The organism is Rhizobium sp. AG207R (assembly GCF_027109195.1).
In the GTDB taxonomy this organism is placed as follows: Bacteria; Pseudomonadota; Alphaproteobacteria; order Rhizobiales; family Rhizobiaceae; genus Rhizobium; species Rhizobium dioscoreae.
Map to the genome: position 1 here is coordinate 153,724 of NZ_JAEPVT010000003.1, position 14,703 is coordinate 168,426.

General features: G+C 61.0%; 17 protein-coding genes. 2 read left to right on the top strand and 15 right to left on the bottom strand.

Annotation, left to right across the window (positions count from 1 at the left end; genetic code table 11):
- Positions 1-73: 73 nt before the first annotated feature.
- From sucD to sdhC, 10 genes are all read right to left on the bottom strand, one after another.
- Entirely contained in the window at positions 74-976 is a 903-nt protein-coding gene (gene sucD, locus JJQ51_RS08230) for a succinate--CoA ligase subunit alpha (protein WP_095432963.1), read from the bottom strand.
- Between the two features lie 12 nt (positions 977-988).
- Positions 989-1,480: a DUF1579 family protein gene (locus JJQ51_RS08235; protein WP_269244538.1), complete on the bottom strand. Its 492-nt coding sequence runs from the start codon at positions 1,478-1,480 to the stop codon at positions 989-991.
- Between the two features lie 5 nt (positions 1,481-1,485).
- Positions 1,486-2,679, bottom strand: a complete 1,194-nt coding sequence (gene sucC, locus JJQ51_RS08240) for an ADP-forming succinate--CoA ligase subunit beta (RefSeq protein WP_113330702.1) — start codon at positions 2,677-2,679, stop codon at positions 1,486-1,488.
- Positions 2,680-2,706: 27 nt separating this feature from the next.
- A complete protein-coding gene (gene mdh / locus JJQ51_RS08245) occupies positions 2,707-3,669 on the bottom strand; it encodes a malate dehydrogenase (RefSeq protein ID WP_069613384.1) in 963 nt (320 codons plus the stop codon).
- Between the two features lie 180 nt (positions 3,670-3,849).
- A complete protein-coding gene (gene zapE, locus JJQ51_RS08250; RefSeq protein WP_113330703.1) occupies positions 3,850-5,013 on the bottom strand; it encodes a cell division protein ZapE in 1,164 nt (387 codons plus the stop codon).
- Between the two features lie 65 nt (positions 5,014-5,078).
- The gene (locus tag JJQ51_RS08255; protein ID WP_069613433.1) at positions 5,079-5,606 is read right to left on the bottom strand and encodes a protease inhibitor Inh/omp19 family protein; all 528 of its coding nucleotides are present in this window, start codon (positions 5,604-5,606) and stop codon (positions 5,079-5,081) included.
- 336 nt (positions 5,607-5,942) lie between these two features.
- On the bottom strand, positions 5,943-6,722 hold the full coding sequence (locus JJQ51_RS08260) for a succinate dehydrogenase iron-sulfur subunit (protein ID WP_004107862.1): 780 nt from the start codon (positions 6,720-6,722) through the stop codon (positions 5,943-5,945).
- Between the two features lie 17 nt (positions 6,723-6,739).
- Positions 6,740-8,596 (bottom strand): succinate dehydrogenase flavoprotein subunit, encoded by a 1,857-nt coding sequence (gene sdhA, locus JJQ51_RS08265; RefSeq protein ID WP_113330704.1) that lies wholly within the window; start codon positions 8,594-8,596, stop codon positions 6,740-6,742.
- A 7-nt stretch (positions 8,597-8,603) separates the two neighbouring features.
- Positions 8,604-8,984 (bottom strand): succinate dehydrogenase, hydrophobic membrane anchor protein, encoded by a 381-nt coding sequence (gene sdhD, locus JJQ51_RS08270; protein WP_113330705.1) that lies wholly within the window; start codon positions 8,982-8,984, stop codon positions 8,604-8,606.
- A 65-nt stretch (positions 8,985-9,049) separates the two neighbouring features.
- The gene (gene sdhC / locus JJQ51_RS08275) at positions 9,050-9,448 is read right to left on the bottom strand and encodes a succinate dehydrogenase, cytochrome b556 subunit (protein ID WP_069613380.1); all 399 of its coding nucleotides are present in this window, start codon (positions 9,446-9,448) and stop codon (positions 9,050-9,052) included.
- A gap of 302 nt (positions 9,449-9,750) precedes the next feature.
- Here sdhC and JJQ51_RS08280 point away from each other — a divergent pair, with 302 nt between their 5' ends.
- Positions 9,751-10,146: a hypothetical protein gene (locus JJQ51_RS08280; RefSeq protein WP_113330706.1), complete on the top strand. Its 396-nt coding sequence runs from the start codon at positions 9,751-9,753 to the stop codon at positions 10,144-10,146.
- A gap of 6 nt (positions 10,147-10,152) precedes the next feature.
- On the opposite strand, the gene JJQ51_RS08285 is transcribed toward JJQ51_RS08280, so the two are convergent.
- Genes JJQ51_RS08285 through tsaD form a run of 5 tightly spaced genes read right to left on the bottom strand, consistent with a single transcriptional unit; the run spans position 10,153 to position 13,687 of the window.
- Positions 10,153-10,803 (bottom strand): class I SAM-dependent methyltransferase, encoded by a 651-nt coding sequence (locus JJQ51_RS08285; protein ID WP_113330707.1) that lies wholly within the window; start codon positions 10,801-10,803, stop codon positions 10,153-10,155.
- A 30-nt stretch (positions 10,804-10,833) separates the two neighbouring features.
- A complete protein-coding gene (locus JJQ51_RS08290; protein WP_113330708.1) occupies positions 10,834-11,265 on the bottom strand; it encodes an EVE domain-containing protein in 432 nt (143 codons plus the stop codon).
- Between the two features lie 3 nt (positions 11,266-11,268).
- Positions 11,269-11,562, bottom strand: a complete 294-nt coding sequence (locus JJQ51_RS08295) for a YciI-like protein (protein WP_113330709.1) — start codon at positions 11,560-11,562, stop codon at positions 11,269-11,271.
- A 41-nt stretch (positions 11,563-11,603) separates the two neighbouring features.
- The gene (locus JJQ51_RS08300; RefSeq protein ID WP_269244539.1) at positions 11,604-12,593 is read right to left on the bottom strand and encodes an NAD(P)H-dependent glycerol-3-phosphate dehydrogenase; all 990 of its coding nucleotides are present in this window, start codon (positions 12,591-12,593) and stop codon (positions 11,604-11,606) included.
- Positions 12,590-13,687, bottom strand: coding sequence for a tRNA (adenosine(37)-N6)-threonylcarbamoyltransferase complex transferase subunit TsaD (gene tsaD, locus JJQ51_RS08305; protein ID WP_269244540.1), 1,098 nt, complete (start codon positions 13,685-13,687; stop codon positions 12,590-12,592). Before tsaD ends, JJQ51_RS08300 begins: the two co-directional genes overlap by 4 nt.
- 84 nt (positions 13,688-13,771) lie before the next feature.
- Between tsaD and hemC the strand changes: the two genes are divergently transcribed.
- Positions 13,772-14,701 (top strand): hydroxymethylbilane synthase, encoded by a 930-nt coding sequence (gene hemC, locus JJQ51_RS08310; protein ID WP_145636077.1) that lies wholly within the window; start codon positions 13,772-13,774, stop codon positions 14,699-14,701.
- Positions 14,702-14,703: the final 2 nt, after the last annotated feature.

Genomic DNA, 14,703 nt, shown 5'->3' on the forward strand with positions numbered 1-14,703 from the left:
TATGCACTTGTGAATTCTGAAACCGGACGGGACAAGGCGACTGCCGCCCCGTCCGGCCTTGCTATAGGTAGGCTCAGCCCTTCAGGACTTCCACCAGCGTCTTGCCGAGACGCGCCGGCGACGGCGACACGCGGATGCCTGCCGATTCCATCGCTGCGATCTTGTCTTCCGCGCCACCCTTGCCGCCGGAAATGACGGCGCCGGCATGGCCCATCGTGCGGCCGGGAGGTGCCGTGCGGCCGGCGATGAAGCCGACCATCGGCTTCTTGCGGCCCTTCTTGGCTTCGTCCTTGAGGAACTGTGCGGCGTCTTCTTCAGCCGAACCGCCGATTTCGCCGATCATGATGATCGACTTGGTTTCGTCGTCGGCGAGGAACATCTCGAGGACGTCGATGAATTCGGTACCCTTGACCGGATCGCCGCCGATGCCGACGGCCGTCGTCTGGCCGAGGCCTTCATTGGTGGTCTGGAACACAGCTTCGTAGGTCAGAGTGCCGGAACGCGAGAGAACGCCGACGGAGCCCTTCTTGAAGATGGAGCCTGGCATGATGCCGATCTTGCATTCGTTCGGGGTGAGAACGCCTGGGCAGTTCGGCCCGATCAGGCGCGACTTCGACTTGATCAGACGGTCCTTGACCTTGACCATGTCGGCGACCGGGATGCCTTCCGTGATGCAGACGATGAGCGGGATCTCGGCGTCGATCGCTTCGAGGATCGCGGCTGCGGCGCCTGCCGGCGGCACGTAGATGACCGAGGCGTTAGCGCCGGTCGCATCCTTGCCTTCGGCGACGGACTTGAAGATCGGCAGCTTTTCGCCGTCCTTGCCGGTCCAGGTTTCACCGCCCTTGGAAGGGTGGATGCCGCCGACCATCTTCGTGCCGTGATAGGCGAGCGCCTGTTCAGTGTGGAAAGTGCCGGTCTTGCCGGTCAGGCCCTGAACCAGAACCTTGGTGTCTTTGTTGATGAGAATAGACATGCGAGGCCTTTGTTACGAGAGGTTGGAAGACGCGGAGGCAACGCGACGGTACAAGCCGCTGACGACCTCCTGCCATGTATCGCTGCCGGCGGGCGAGAACGTGACGCCCATGCGGTAGCAGTCTTCATTTTCGAACTGGAAGAGAGTGCGCTGCTGACCGCGCGGCGAAACTCGGGTCAGGACAAGCTTGTCGTCGATCCATTCGCCGGAAGCCGGCGCGGCGGGCACAAAGCCCACCGTATCGAACTGATAGAGCTTATAGGCCTGATCCGCTCCGTCGAAGCCGAGAATATTCCGGGCTTCGAACGAGGTTTCGCCATCGCGCGTCTGCACGTAGCGCTGTTCGACGAAAAATCCGCCGAACAGACACTCGGCCGTGAGCCGCGCGGTTGCCGTGCCTTCCTTCGTCCAGACCGAGGCCGCGACATGCTCTTCCCCTTCCCAGGTGCCGGCAAAGGCACCGAGGCGAAGATGAGCAGCCGTTGGAGCGAGGGAAGCAGCCATCCCGATCAGCCCTTGACTGCCTTCACGATCTTCTGGGCGGCATCGTCCAGGTCATCTGCGGAGATGACGTTGAGACCGGATTCGTTGATGATCTTCTTGCCGAGCTCGACATTGGTGCCTTCGAGGCGAACGACGAGCGGAACCTTCAGACCGACTTCCTTGACGGCTGCAAGCACGCCTTCGGCAATGACGTCGCACTTCATGATGCCGCCGAAGATGTTGACCAGAATGCCCTGGACAGCCGGATCGGCAGTGATGATCTTGAAGGCGGCCGTGACCTTTTCCTTGGAAGCGCCACCGCCGACATCGAGGAAGTTCGCCGGCTCAGCGCCGTAGAGCTTGATGATGTCCATGGTTGCCATGGCGAGACCGGCGCCGTTGACCATGCAGCCGATGTTGCCGTCGAGGGCGACATAGGCGAGATCGTATTCGTGGGCCTGGATTTCCTTCTCGTCTTCTTCGGTCGTATCGCGCAGCGCGCGGATGTCTTCATGACGGAAGAGCGCGTTGCCGTCGAAGGAAACCTTGGCGTCGAGAACGCGAAGGCGGCCGTTGGTCATGACGATCAGCGGGTTGACTTCGAGGAGCGCCATGTCCTTCTCGACGAAGGCCTTGTAGAGGATCGGGAAGAGCTTGGCGGCATCTTCGCGGGCAGCGCCCTCAAGCTTCAGCGCGTCAGAAAGGGCAGCCGTGTTGGCAGCCGTCACGCCCGTCGACGGGTCGATGGCGACGGTGATGATCTTTTCCGGCGTGTCATGCGCAACGGTCTCGATGTCCATGCCGCCTTCGGTCGAAACGACGAAAGCAACCTGACCGACGGAACGGTCGACGAGGATCGAGAGATAGAGTTCGCGGTCGATATCGGCGCCGTCTTCGATGTAGAGACGGTTGACCTGCTTGCCGGCCGGGCCGGTCTGCTTGGTCACCAGCGTATTGCCGAGCATGTCCTTGGCGTTGGCGACAACGTCGTCAACGGACTTGGCGAGGCGAACGCCGCCCTTGGCGTCTGGGCCGAGTTCCTTGAACTTGCCCTTGCCGCGGCCGCCAGCGTGAATCTGGCTCTTGACGACGTAAAGTGGGCCTGGAAGCTGTTTGGCAGCAGCAGCGGCTTCATCGGCGGAGAAGATGGCAACGCCGTCCGCGACGGGTGCGCCATAGCTCTTCAGCAGCGCCTTAGCCTGGTATTCATGAATGTTCATGGGTCTATCCCTGTTGGAACGCGGAAATTACTTCAGCGACGGCGCGATCGTGGCGCAGGCTTCGCAAAGACCCGCAACGGCTGCGACCGACTTGTCGAAGGCTTCCTTTTCAGCCTTGTTCAGGTCGATTTCGATGACGCGCTCGATGCCGCCGGCACCGATGACGGTGGGAACGCCGACATACATGTCCTTGACGCCGTACTGGCCATCGAGGTGCGCGGCGCAGGGCAGGACGCGCTTCTTGTCCTTGAGGTAGGACTCGGCCATGGCGATGGCGGACGCGGCCGGAGCGTAATAGGCAGAACCGGTCTTGAGCAGGCCGACAATCTCGGCGCCGCCGTCACGGGTGCGCTGGATGATTTCTTCGAGGCGCTCGGCGGTCAGCCAGCCCATGTTGACGAGATCCGTCAGCGGGATGCCGGCAACGGTGGAGTAGCGGGCGAGCGGAACCATCGAGTCGCCGTGGCCGCCGAGAACGAAAGCCGTGACGTCTTCGACCGATACGTTGAATTCCTTGGCGAGGAAAAGGCGGAAGCGCGAGCTATCGAGCACGCCAGCCATGCCCACGACCTTGTTGGTCGGCAGGCCTGAGAATTTCTGCAGCGCCCAGACCATGGCGTCGAGCGGATTGGTGATGCAGATCACGAAAGCATTCGGGGCATACTTCTTGATGCCGGCGCCGACCTGTTCCATGACCTTGAGGTTGATGCCGAGAAGATCGTCACGGCTCATGCCCGGCTTGCGGGGAACGCCTGCCGTGACGATGCAGACGTCAGCGCCTTCGATCGCGGAATAGTCGCTGGCGCCGGTGAGGTTGGCGTCGAAGCCCTCGACGGGAGAGGACTGGGCGATATCGAGGCCCTTGCCCTGAGGAATGCCGTCCGCGATGTCGAACAGGACGATGTCGCCCAGTTCCTTCAGGCCGGCGAGATGCGCCAGCGTGCCACCAATCATGCCAGAACCAATAAGTGCGATCTTGTTGCGCGCCATTTCGGTGTATCCTTTGCGATCAAAATCCGTGGCGGGACACCGTGACAGGCATCCACAATAGCCGCCAATCGCATAGACCCAAAGGCCGAAATTGGCAATTGATTATTTTGAGATCAGGAATTTCAATCGGTTAGATCGAAAAATTCTTACGTAAACGTAAGATACTCTGTCACCGAATTGTTACTCGGCGGCACGCCTGGCCGGAGTCTGAGCCAGATATTCGGCGCTCCGCATCTCGAAAAGCCGCGATGCCGTGCGGTCGAATTCGAAGCCTTCTGTCCCCCGCCGCTCATCGAGCAGATCTTCCGGCATGGTAGCCGCGGAGATGTAGAGACGGATATTATGATCGTAGAGCGTGTCGATCAGAATGATAAAACGCTTCGTCTGGTTGCGCTTATCCGGCCCGAGCTTCGGCACGCGATCGAGGAAGATCGTATCGAACCGTTCGGCGATGGCGAGGAAATCGGCAGGCCCGAGCGGCGCGTCGCAGAGATCGGCGAAGGAAAAGCGCGCCATGCGGTCGACGGCCAGAGGCACATGGATGGAGCGCCCCTTCATCGGGATCTCCATCGGCTGCGCCCTGCGCCCATGCAGCGCCTGCATCCAGGAGGCGTCCATAGCCATGTCGGTGCGCTGGTCCAGTGGCGTCAGATAGACGGGCTGGCTGTTCAGCTTCTCCATGCGATAGTCGGTCGGCGAGTCTAGCGTCACCACATCGACATGCTTCTTGAGGAGATCGATGAAGGGCAGAAAGAGGCCGCGATTGAGCCCGTCGCGATAGAGATTGTCCGGCTCGACATTCGAGGTGGCGATCAGCACGCAGCCGAGCGAGAACAGTTCGGAAAACAGCCGCGACAGGATCATCGCGTCGGCAATGTCGGTCACAGTGAATTCGTCGAAGCAAAGCAGTTCGGCTTCGGCATAGAGATCGGCGGCGACAGGTGGTATGGGATCGGCCTGCTTGGTCTCGCCATTCTTGAATTTCAGCCGCTGCGCCGCGATGCGATTGTGCACATCGGTCATGAACTCGAAGAAATGCGCCCGGCGTTTCTTCTGGCAGGGCGCCATCGAGAAGAACATGTCCATCAACATGGTCTTGCCGCGTCCAACGCTGCCATGAATATAGAGGCCCTTGATCGTCTCGACCGACTTCTTGCGGGCAGCAAACATCCAGCCGAGCGCGCTGGATTTTGCGGCGGGCCGCTTGCGCTTGAGATCGGCAAGCACCCGGTCCAGCATTTTCGCCACATCCATCTGTGCCGAATCCACCTGAAGGGATCCGGACGCCGTCAGCGCCTTCAGCTGTTCGCAGACGCTGATCGAATAATCTGGCATGGGCTGCATGGGGAAATATCCGCCTGTGCAAAATAAGGGCGCACCCGAAGGATGCTGCCCCTTTTAAAATAAGCTTATCGGCTAAGGCTGAGCGGCTGGCCGGAGGCGGTCGAACCGTCAAAACGCGAATCGGCCGTCTTGTAGACCGTACCGATCGTCGAGCCGTCACGATTCTTCAGGAGAACCTGCTTGCCGGAGACTTCCCACGAGCCCATCGAGGTCAGTTCGCCCGCGCAACCGCGCGTACCGCCGCGTGAGCCGCTGCCGAGGTTGGTCAATGTCAGGAACATATCGCAGCTCGATCCGCCATTGCTCACCTTCCAGCTGCCGACCATCGATTCCTTCGTGACATCCATGGCCGAAGCCGCCATCGCCTGCTGCTGCGCCGGATTGGCTGCATTCGGTGCGCTCGCCGGCGCCGCCGGGAATTGCGAGCCGTTACCGGCGCCGGGAGGCGGAAGCTGGCTGGACTGGACGGAAGGAACAGGCTGAGCCTGCAGTGGTGCCGGAGACGAATAACTGTCGTTATTGTATGCCGTGCGCTGGCAACCGGCAAGCGACAGGCCAATCGCCGCAGCCGTCACTGCATATCTAAACTGCATCATCACACTCCTAAATGATTGTCCACCGCTGACATCGACAAAGTGATATTTAATGATGTCCGAATTATCGTATTTCACTTTGGTTAATCAAGTCGATACCGCCACAAATTGCCGAAGGCCATAGCTGGACAAGAATCGGGTGGTTTCAAGGCTGATCCACCGCGCCTCACTCAAAATGAACGCAGGCGGAGAATTTCGGCATTCTCTCCCACCAATGCTCTCTTGAATACCTATGCGCGACGATAGCGATATCGCATGTCATCTAGAGGATTATGCGAGCGCTTCGGCAAAAAACCTGCCGAAGCATTCTTTCATCATTTGCAGTCAAAAGGCGGGTCAGACCCGCCGCTCGACCATCATCTTCTTGATTTCGGCGATCGCCTTGGCCGGGTTCAGACCCTTCGGGCAGGTCTGGGCGCAGTTCATGATCGTATGGCAGCGATAGAGGCGGAAGGGATCCTCGAGGTTGTCGAGGCGCTCGCCCTTGGCTTCGTCTCTGGAGTCGATCAGCCAGCGATAGGCCTGCAGCAGCACAGCCGGGCCGAGGTAGCGGTCGCCGTTCCACCAGTAGCTCGGACAGGAGGTGGAGCAGCAGGCGCAGAGAATGCATTCGTAGAGGCCGTCGAGTTTGAGGCGGTCCTCATGGCTCTGCTTCCATTCCTTGGCCGGCGGCGGCGAGACCGTCTTCAGCCAAGGCTCGATCGAGCGATGCTGGGCATAGAAGTTCGTCAGGTCAGGCACGAGATCCTTGACGACGGGCATATGCGGCAGCGGATAGACCTTCACGGTGCCCTTGATCTCATCCAGACCCTTGGTGCAGGCGAGCGTGTTGGTGCCGTCGATGTTCATCGCGCAGGAGCCGCAAATGCCTTCGCGACAGGAGCGGCGCAGTGTCAGCGTCGGATCGATCTTGTTCTTGATGTAAAGCAGACCGTCGAGCACCATCGGGCCGCAATCGTCGACATCGATGTAATAGGTATCGATGCTCGGGTTCTGACCGTCATCCGGGCTCCAGCGATAGACGCGGAATTCGCGCGTGTTCTTGGCGCCGACCGGCTTCGGCCAGACCTTGCCTTCGCGCATCTGAGAGTTCTTGGGGAGAGCGAGTTCAACCATGGTCAGTTCCTCTCAGATCAATACACGCGTGCCTTCGGCTCGATCTTGTGCGGATCGATGCCTTCGGCGATCAGGTCGGTGTGGACCGGACGATAGTCGAGCCTCACGTCGCCTGCCTCGTTGACCCAGGCAAGCGTATGCTTGCGCCAGTTCTCGTCGTCGCGGCCGGCAAACTTGCCCTCGGTATAGTCCTCGCGGGCATGCGAGCCGCGGCTTTCCTTGCGAGCCTCGGCGCCGTAGATCGTCGTGATGGCGTTGGCCATCAGATTGTGCAGTTCCAGCGTTTCGACGAGGTCGGAATTCCAGATCAGCGAGCGGTCGGTGACCTTGATGTCCGGCAGTTCCTTCCAGATCGCCGACAGGCGACGGCAGCCGGATTCCAGCGATTCCTGGGTACGGAACACGGCGGCATCTTCCTGCATGGCGCGCTGCATCTTCTCGCGCAGTGCCGCCGTCGGCGTCGAGCCGCTGGCATGGCGCAGGCGGTCGAAGCGCTCCATGATCTTGTCGCAGGCGGCGACATTCACAGGCGGAACTGGGCTGTTGCGGTCGATGACCTGGCCGGCGCGGATGGCGGCGGCACGGCCGAAGACCACGAGGTCGATCAGCGAGTTGGAGCCGAGGCGATTGGCGCCGTGCACCGATGCGCAGCCGGCTTCGCCGACGGCCATCAGGCCCGGCAGCACGCGCTCGGGATTGCTGCTGTCGGCATTCAGCACTTCGCCCCAATAGTTCGTGGGAATGCCGCCCATATTGTAGTGAACGGTCGGAAGCACAGGGATCGGATCGCGGGTCACATCGACGCCGGCGAAGATGCGCGCGCTCTCGGAAATGCCGGGCAGGCGCTCGTGCAGTACGGCCGGATCGAGATGGTCGAGATGCAGGAAGATATGGTCCTTGTTCTTGCCGACGCCACGTCCTTCGCGAATCTCAAGCGTCATGCAGCGCGAAACGACGTCACGCGAGGCGAGGTCCTTCGCCGAAGGGGCGTAGCGCTCCATGAAGCGCTCGCCTTCGGAATTGACGAGATAACCGCCTTCGCCGCGTGCGCCTTCGGTGATCAGGCAGCCCGAACCGTAGATGCCGGTCGGATGGAACTGAACGAATTCCATGTCCTGCAGCGGCAGGCCGGCGCGGGCCACCATGCCGCCACCGTCGCCGGTGCAGGTATGGGCGGAGGTCGCCGAGAAATAGGCGCGGCCATAGCCGCCGGTCGCCAGCACCACCATCTTGGCGGCGAAGCGATGGATCGTGCCGTCATCGAGGCACCAGGCGACGACGCCGGTGCAACGACTGCCGTCATCGGACATGATGAGGTCGAGTGCAAAATACTCGATGAAGAATTCCGCATTGTTGCGCAGCGACTGGCCGTAGAGCGTGTGCAGGATGGCGTGACCCGTACGGTCGGCAGCGGCACAGGTGCGCTGCACCGGCGGTCCCTCGCCGAAATTCTGCATGTGGCCGCCGAACGGGCGCTGATAGATCTTGCCTTCTTCGTTTCGCGAGAAGGGCACGCCGTAATGCTCGAGTTCGTAAACGGCCTTCGGCGCTTCCATGACCATGTACTGCATCGCGTCGACGTCGCCGAGCCAGTCAGAGCCCTTGACGGTGTCGTAGAGATGCCACTGCCAGCTGTCCGGCGTCATGTTCTGCAGCGAAGCGGCGATGCCGCCCTGGGCGGCGACGGTGTGCGAACGGGTGGGGAAGACCTTGGTGATGCAGGCGGTGCGGAAGCCCTGTTCGGCCATGCCGAGCGTGGCGCGCAGGCCGGCGCCGCCGGCGCCGACGACGATCACGTCATAGGAGTGGTCGATATACTTGTAGGCTTTCCCGTTCTGGGCGGGCCCATTCTGAGCGGATGAGTTCGGTGCCATGATGCAATTATCCTACGAACGCGATCTTCAGAATGGCGAAAAGACAGAGCCCCGCCACGACGATCGCGAAGAACGTGTTGAGCATGAGAAGGACGATCTTGGCGAATTCGCCATGAACATAGTCCTCGATGATGACCTGCATGCCGATCTTCATATGAATGAGGGCGGAGATCACCATCAGGGCGAAGATGACGGCGACGATCGGATTCGAGATCGCATGCACGACTTCAGCGTAGGGCGCGCCAGCATAGATCATCAGGAAGATGACGAAGAAGAGGAAAAGTGGAACATTGGCAACGGCGGTCAGGCGCTGGCGCCAGAAATGATCGGTACCTTCCTTGGCGGAACCGAGACCGCGGACTTTGCCCAGAGGAGTGCGCATATCCATGAGAAATATCCTTTAAAGCATGATCCCGAAATGTGCCCAGGCGCTTCCGGGAGCGGTCATGCCAATCAACCCAGCCGGATGACGATGCCGATGATCCAGACCAGCGCGGTCAGACAGATCGAGCCGATGAGCGTGAACTTGGCCATCTTCGTCGAGACGGCGGGATCGAAACCATGCCCGAGATCCCAGATGAAATGACGAAAGCCACCCAGCATATGGTGCAGCAGCGCCCAGGTGTAGCCGAGCAGGATGATGCGGCCGATGATCGTACCCATGATCCAATTGACCAGATCGAAATAACCCTGACCCGTCGCCGCGGCGATCAGCCACCAGGCAACCAGCAGCGTGCCGAAGTAGAGCGCGCCGCCGGTGATGCGGTGGACGATCGACATGACCATGGTGGGGATGGGTTTGTAGATTTGCAGATGCGGCGACAGAGGCCGGTTTTGTGTGACGTTCGCCATCAGAACCTCGCGGCGTTACGATACGCTTAGAACCCGGATATCCGGGGCAACGCGCGCGCGGGGATGCGCAGTGTGCGTTGCATCATTGCGACCATTAATCACACAGACGGCCATCGACAAGCACAATTGATGCCTGCATCGAATTTAATCGATTCGGATCGCTCTGCACTTTAGCGAGCATGCAGAGAAGAGCCTCCCATTCCGGCCCATTTACCATTTCGGCAAGCCTGACATGGACTTCGCTGTGGTCTTCGGGCAATCTGCCGTTAAGATTTCATTAACGAACCGAAGCGGATCGAATCATGGCCCCGCATCTTTTCAAGGCAGCAGCGCTCGTTTTAGCGGCAGCCGCTCTTTCCTCGACGCCGACTTCAGCCGGCGACTATCGCCACTGGCACCATCACAACCGCTCCGGCATCGTGCGCCTCAACCAGATATCCCAACCGCAGAATTCAGGGCAGCAACCCGCCCGGATCGTGATAATGGAACGACGCGATGCGGCAAGCGCCGGCAGCTATGCCGGTTCGGCCGATGTCTATCGGGCTGATGGCGGCACCTATGTTATCGGCTATGGCGGCTACAATCCCTATGCCCGGTCCGCTGCGGCGCAGCTGCGACCGAAGGCGAAGGTCATCGATGTCCGCTATGCCGGCAATCCATGCTCATACGAAGCGGGCGTCTGCGTCATCCGGCATTGATGATTCTCAATCGGCGAGAAACCGCCAGACCGTCGTTTTCTTGACTTCGCTGTCCTCAAGCGCCCGCGTCACCGGCACCTGATAGGTCGCCTGCTCTTGCAGACGATCCTTGGGAAGATAGGCCCTGCCGGGATCGCCGACCAGAACCGTCTTCCCGTCGCCGGCCAAACGTCTTAACCAAGGAACGAGGCTCACGGCAAAATCGCGATCATAGAAGACATCGCCGGCGAGAATGACGCCCTCATCCACGGCCTGCCCGATCATATTGTCGCCGGAAAAATCCAGGGCCACACCGTTTTCAGCAGCATTGAGCCGGATCGCTGTGCCCGCCCACGGATCGATATCGACGGCCAGCACATGGGCCGCACCCGCTCGCTTGGCAGCAATCGCGACAAGTCCGGAGCCGCTGGCAAAATCCAGCACCGTTTTGCCGGCAACGATCTCCGGATGATCGAGTATATAGCGCGCCAAGCCCTGGCCGCCCGCCCAGGCAAAGGCCCAGAAGGGCGGCGGCAGGCCGATCTCTTCCAGCTCCTCTTCCGTCTTCAGCCACAACTCATGCGCCTCGCTTGCCAGATGCAGCCGGATTTCCGGCACATGCGGCGGCGCCATCAGGCTGGTATTGGCGTGGATGAAGCTTTCCGGATCGGTTTTCAATGAATCTCCCAACTGCCCAACAAGGAGGAATCAGGCCGGCGGGTTGTCCAGCCCGCCCATGCGGCAGACTTCCAGCCATTCATCATCCATCACCGGTTGCACCGAAAGCCGCATGGAGGTGACGAGCGCCATCTGCGCAAGCTTCGGATTGGCCTTGATGTCTTTGAGAGTCACGGGATTCGGCATGTCGCGGACGGCGCGGATGTCGACGCATTCCCAGCGCGGATCATCCTTTGCGGTCGAATCCGGATGCGCCAGCGCGCAGACCTCGACGATGCCGACGACCTCCAGCCCGTCATTGGAGTGATAAAAGAAACCCTTGTCGCCGATCTGCATGGCCCGCATGTTGTTGCGGGCAAGATAGTTGCGCACGCCGGTCCATTCCGTTCCCTTGTCGCCGGCATCCTTCTGCTGCTGCCAGGACCAGGAGGACGGCTCGGATTTATAAAGCCAATGCGCCATCTCTCATGCCTCCGGCTTGTTGAAGACCCAGTTGAACGGCTTGATCTCGACGCTCTCGAACAGGCCGGCCTTCGTATAGGGATCGGCATCGGCAAGCGCCTTGGCCGCTTCGATGCTTTCCGCCTCGACGATCACGAGGCTGCCATTCGGCTTGCCTTCCGCGTCGAGGAACGGACCCGCCATCTTCAGCGTGCCCTCGGCATTGAGCTTATTCAGATGTTCCAAATGCGCCGGGCGCGTCTCCATGCGGACATTCAGGTGACCGGGCTTGTCCTTGCAGACAAAGGCAAACAGCATTGCTTGGCTCCTTCAGATATTCAGAAAATATTCCCCAGAAACTATTCCGTGGTGATCGGCCGCGTCATCAATTGCCCGATGGCTGTGGCTATGTCGAGCTTGCCGTCGATGATGGCGGACACCGCGTCGGTAATCGGCATGTCAACGCCGAGCTCCTGGGCAAGCCGTGCGGCAATGGATGCGGCATAGGCGCCTTCGACCAGCGTGCCATGCGTTGGGTCAACCGTTTCTCCTTTACCAAGGGCAATGCCGAAACGCAGATTGCGGGATTGATGGCTGGTCGCCGTCAGCACGAGATCGCCAAGACCCGATAGGCCGCGCACGGTTTCAGCCTTGCCGCCCTTGGCCGCAACGAAGCGCGACATCTCGGCAAGGCCGCGGCTGATCAGCGCCGCACGGGCGGAATCGCCGATACCCCGACCCTCGACGATACCGCAGGCAATCGCGAGGACATTCTTCAGCGCCCCCCCGAGCTGCACGCCGATACGGTCGTCCGAGGCGTAAAGACGGAAGGTCGGACCGGAAATCGCCTGTGCAAGCCGTTCCGCCACCGCCATGTCTGCAGCGGCGATCGCCATGGCAGTCGGCAGGCCTTTGGCGATGTCGGAGGCAAAGCCCGGCCCGGAGAGAACGGCGATGACATGCTCCGGCAGTTCGCGCTCCAGCATGTCGGTCAACAGATCGCCGGAAACCTTGTCGATACCCTTGGCGCAGGTGACGACGACGGCATCCTTGGCAAGATAAGGCCCATAATGTTTGGCAGCATCGGCCTGCGCCTGCGAAGGCATGGCAAAGAGGACGATGTCCGCATCGGAAACGGCATCCGCCTCGGCCGAGAACTTCAAAGAATCCGGAAGCGCAATCCCCGGCAGGACGGCATCATGCATGCGATCGGCTGCAAGATCCGCCATCAGGCCGGCTTTTCGCCCGACGAGGGTGACGTCGCTACGGCCGGTCAATGCAATGACGGCTGCGAGCGCCGTACCGAAAGCGCCGGCGCCGATGACTGCGATCCGCTCGTTGCCGCTCATGCCTTTGCTCCTCGTTTGCCGTGCCCGAGCAGAGTTTCCGCCTTCTGATCCAGCGGCCAGCGCGAGCGCGGCTGCACATCGAGATCGTCAGGCGCCGCACCCGTTGCCATACGCTCCAATCCAGCCCAGGCGATCATGACAGCATTGTCCGTACACAACCTCAATGGCGGCGCGATGAAACGGAAACCGTTGGCGTCGCAAAGCTCCTGCAGCGTGCGACGCAGTTCGAGATTGGCAGCGACACCGCCGGCCACGACAAGCGACGGCTGTTCCGCCGTCTTCGGAAACTCCGCCTTGAAGCGCTGCAGGCCTCGGCCAATGCGATCCTTCAGCGTGCGCGAGATTGCCTTCTGGAAGGAGGCGCAGATATCGGCGATATCCTGCTCCGTGACAGGCGCGATCGCCGTCGCCGCCTGCCGTACCGCCGTCTTCAGGCCGGAAAAGGAAAAATCGAGGCGCGTCTCGCCGACCAGCGGCCGCGGAAGATCGAAACGGTCCGGATTGCCATTCTTGGCGGCTGCCTCTACGGCCGGGCCGCCGGGATAAGGCAACCCCAAAAGCTTGGCCGTCTTGTCGAAGGCCTCGCCGAGCGCATCGTCGATGGTCGTGCCCCAGCGCTCATATTGGCCAACGCCGCGCACCAGGATCAGCTGGGTATGGCCGCCGGAAACGAGCAGCATGAGATAGGGAAAGGCAAGTCCGTCCGTCAGCCGCGCGGTCAGGGCATGGCCTTCCAGATGGTTGATGGCGTATAATGGTTTGCCTGTCGCACGTGAGATCGCCTTGCCGGTCATCAGACCGACGAGCAGGCCGCCGATGAGGCCGGGACCGGATGTGGCGGCAATGGCATCGACGTCTAAGAGCGACACATTGGCGCGTTTCAATGCTTCGTCGATCAGCGTATCGAGCGCCTCGACATGCGCACGCGCGGCAATTTCCGGCACGACGCCGCCGTAGGCGCTATGCTCGTCCAATTGGCTGAGGACGACATCGGAACAGACATTGGGCGTGCCGTCATCCTGGCGCTCGACAATGGCCGCAGCGGTTTCGTCGCAGCTTGTTTCGATGCCGAGAATACGAAGAACGGATGCCATGGAGAAAGTTCGTTGCCTACAGGTCGATTGCGATAAAGCGGAAATATGGTTACGGGAACTGTCGGTAACAACGGATCAAAGCGGATGCAAACAAAACCTTTCCGGATCGGCACGCGGGGTAGCCCGCTGGCGCTCGCCCAGGCGCGAGAAGCGCGCGACCGCCTGATGGCGGCCCATGGCCTTCCGGAGGAGATGTTCGAAATCGTCGTTCTCACCACCAAGGGCGACCGCATCACCGACCGGTCGCTCGCGGCAATCGGCGGCAAAGGCCTGTTCACCGAGGAACTGGAAGAAAAGCTGACCTCGGGCGAACTCGACTTCGCCGTACACTCGGCCAAGGACATGGCGACGAAACTGCCCCAAGGCTTGGCGCTCACCGCCTATCTGCCGCGCGAAGATATCCGCGATTCCGTCATCGGCCGCACCGCGCCGAAATTGATCGAGCTGCCGCACGGCGCTACCGTCGGCTCTGCGTCGCTGCGCCGCCAGGCACTGATCCGCCGTCTGCGCCCTGATATCAATGTCATCACATTCCGCGGCTCCGTCCAGACGCGCCTGCGCAAGCTGGAAGAGGGGCAGGCCGACGCGACCTTGCTGGCGCTGGCCGGCCTGAAGCGGCTCGGCATGGTCGAGGTCATCACCGATATTCTCGACCCGGACGAATTCCCGCCGGCGCCCGCGCAAGGCGCGATCACAATCGAAAGCCGCATCGACGACGCGCGGATGAATGATCTGCTCGCCGCCGTCAATGACGCGCCGACCTTCGATGCCGTATCCTGCGAACGCGCCTTCCTGGCCGCTCTCGACGGCTCCTGCCGCACACCGATAGCCGGCTACGCAATTTGCGAAGGCGATCATCTGCGCTTCTTCGGCATGATCCTCACCCCGGATGGCAAGCAGGTACACACGACCACGATCGAGGGCCACCGCCGCGATGCCGAGGCGCTCGGAATCAATGCCGGCCAGGCGATCCGCGCCGAAGCCGGCAGCACCTTCTTCGAAGACTGGACCTGACA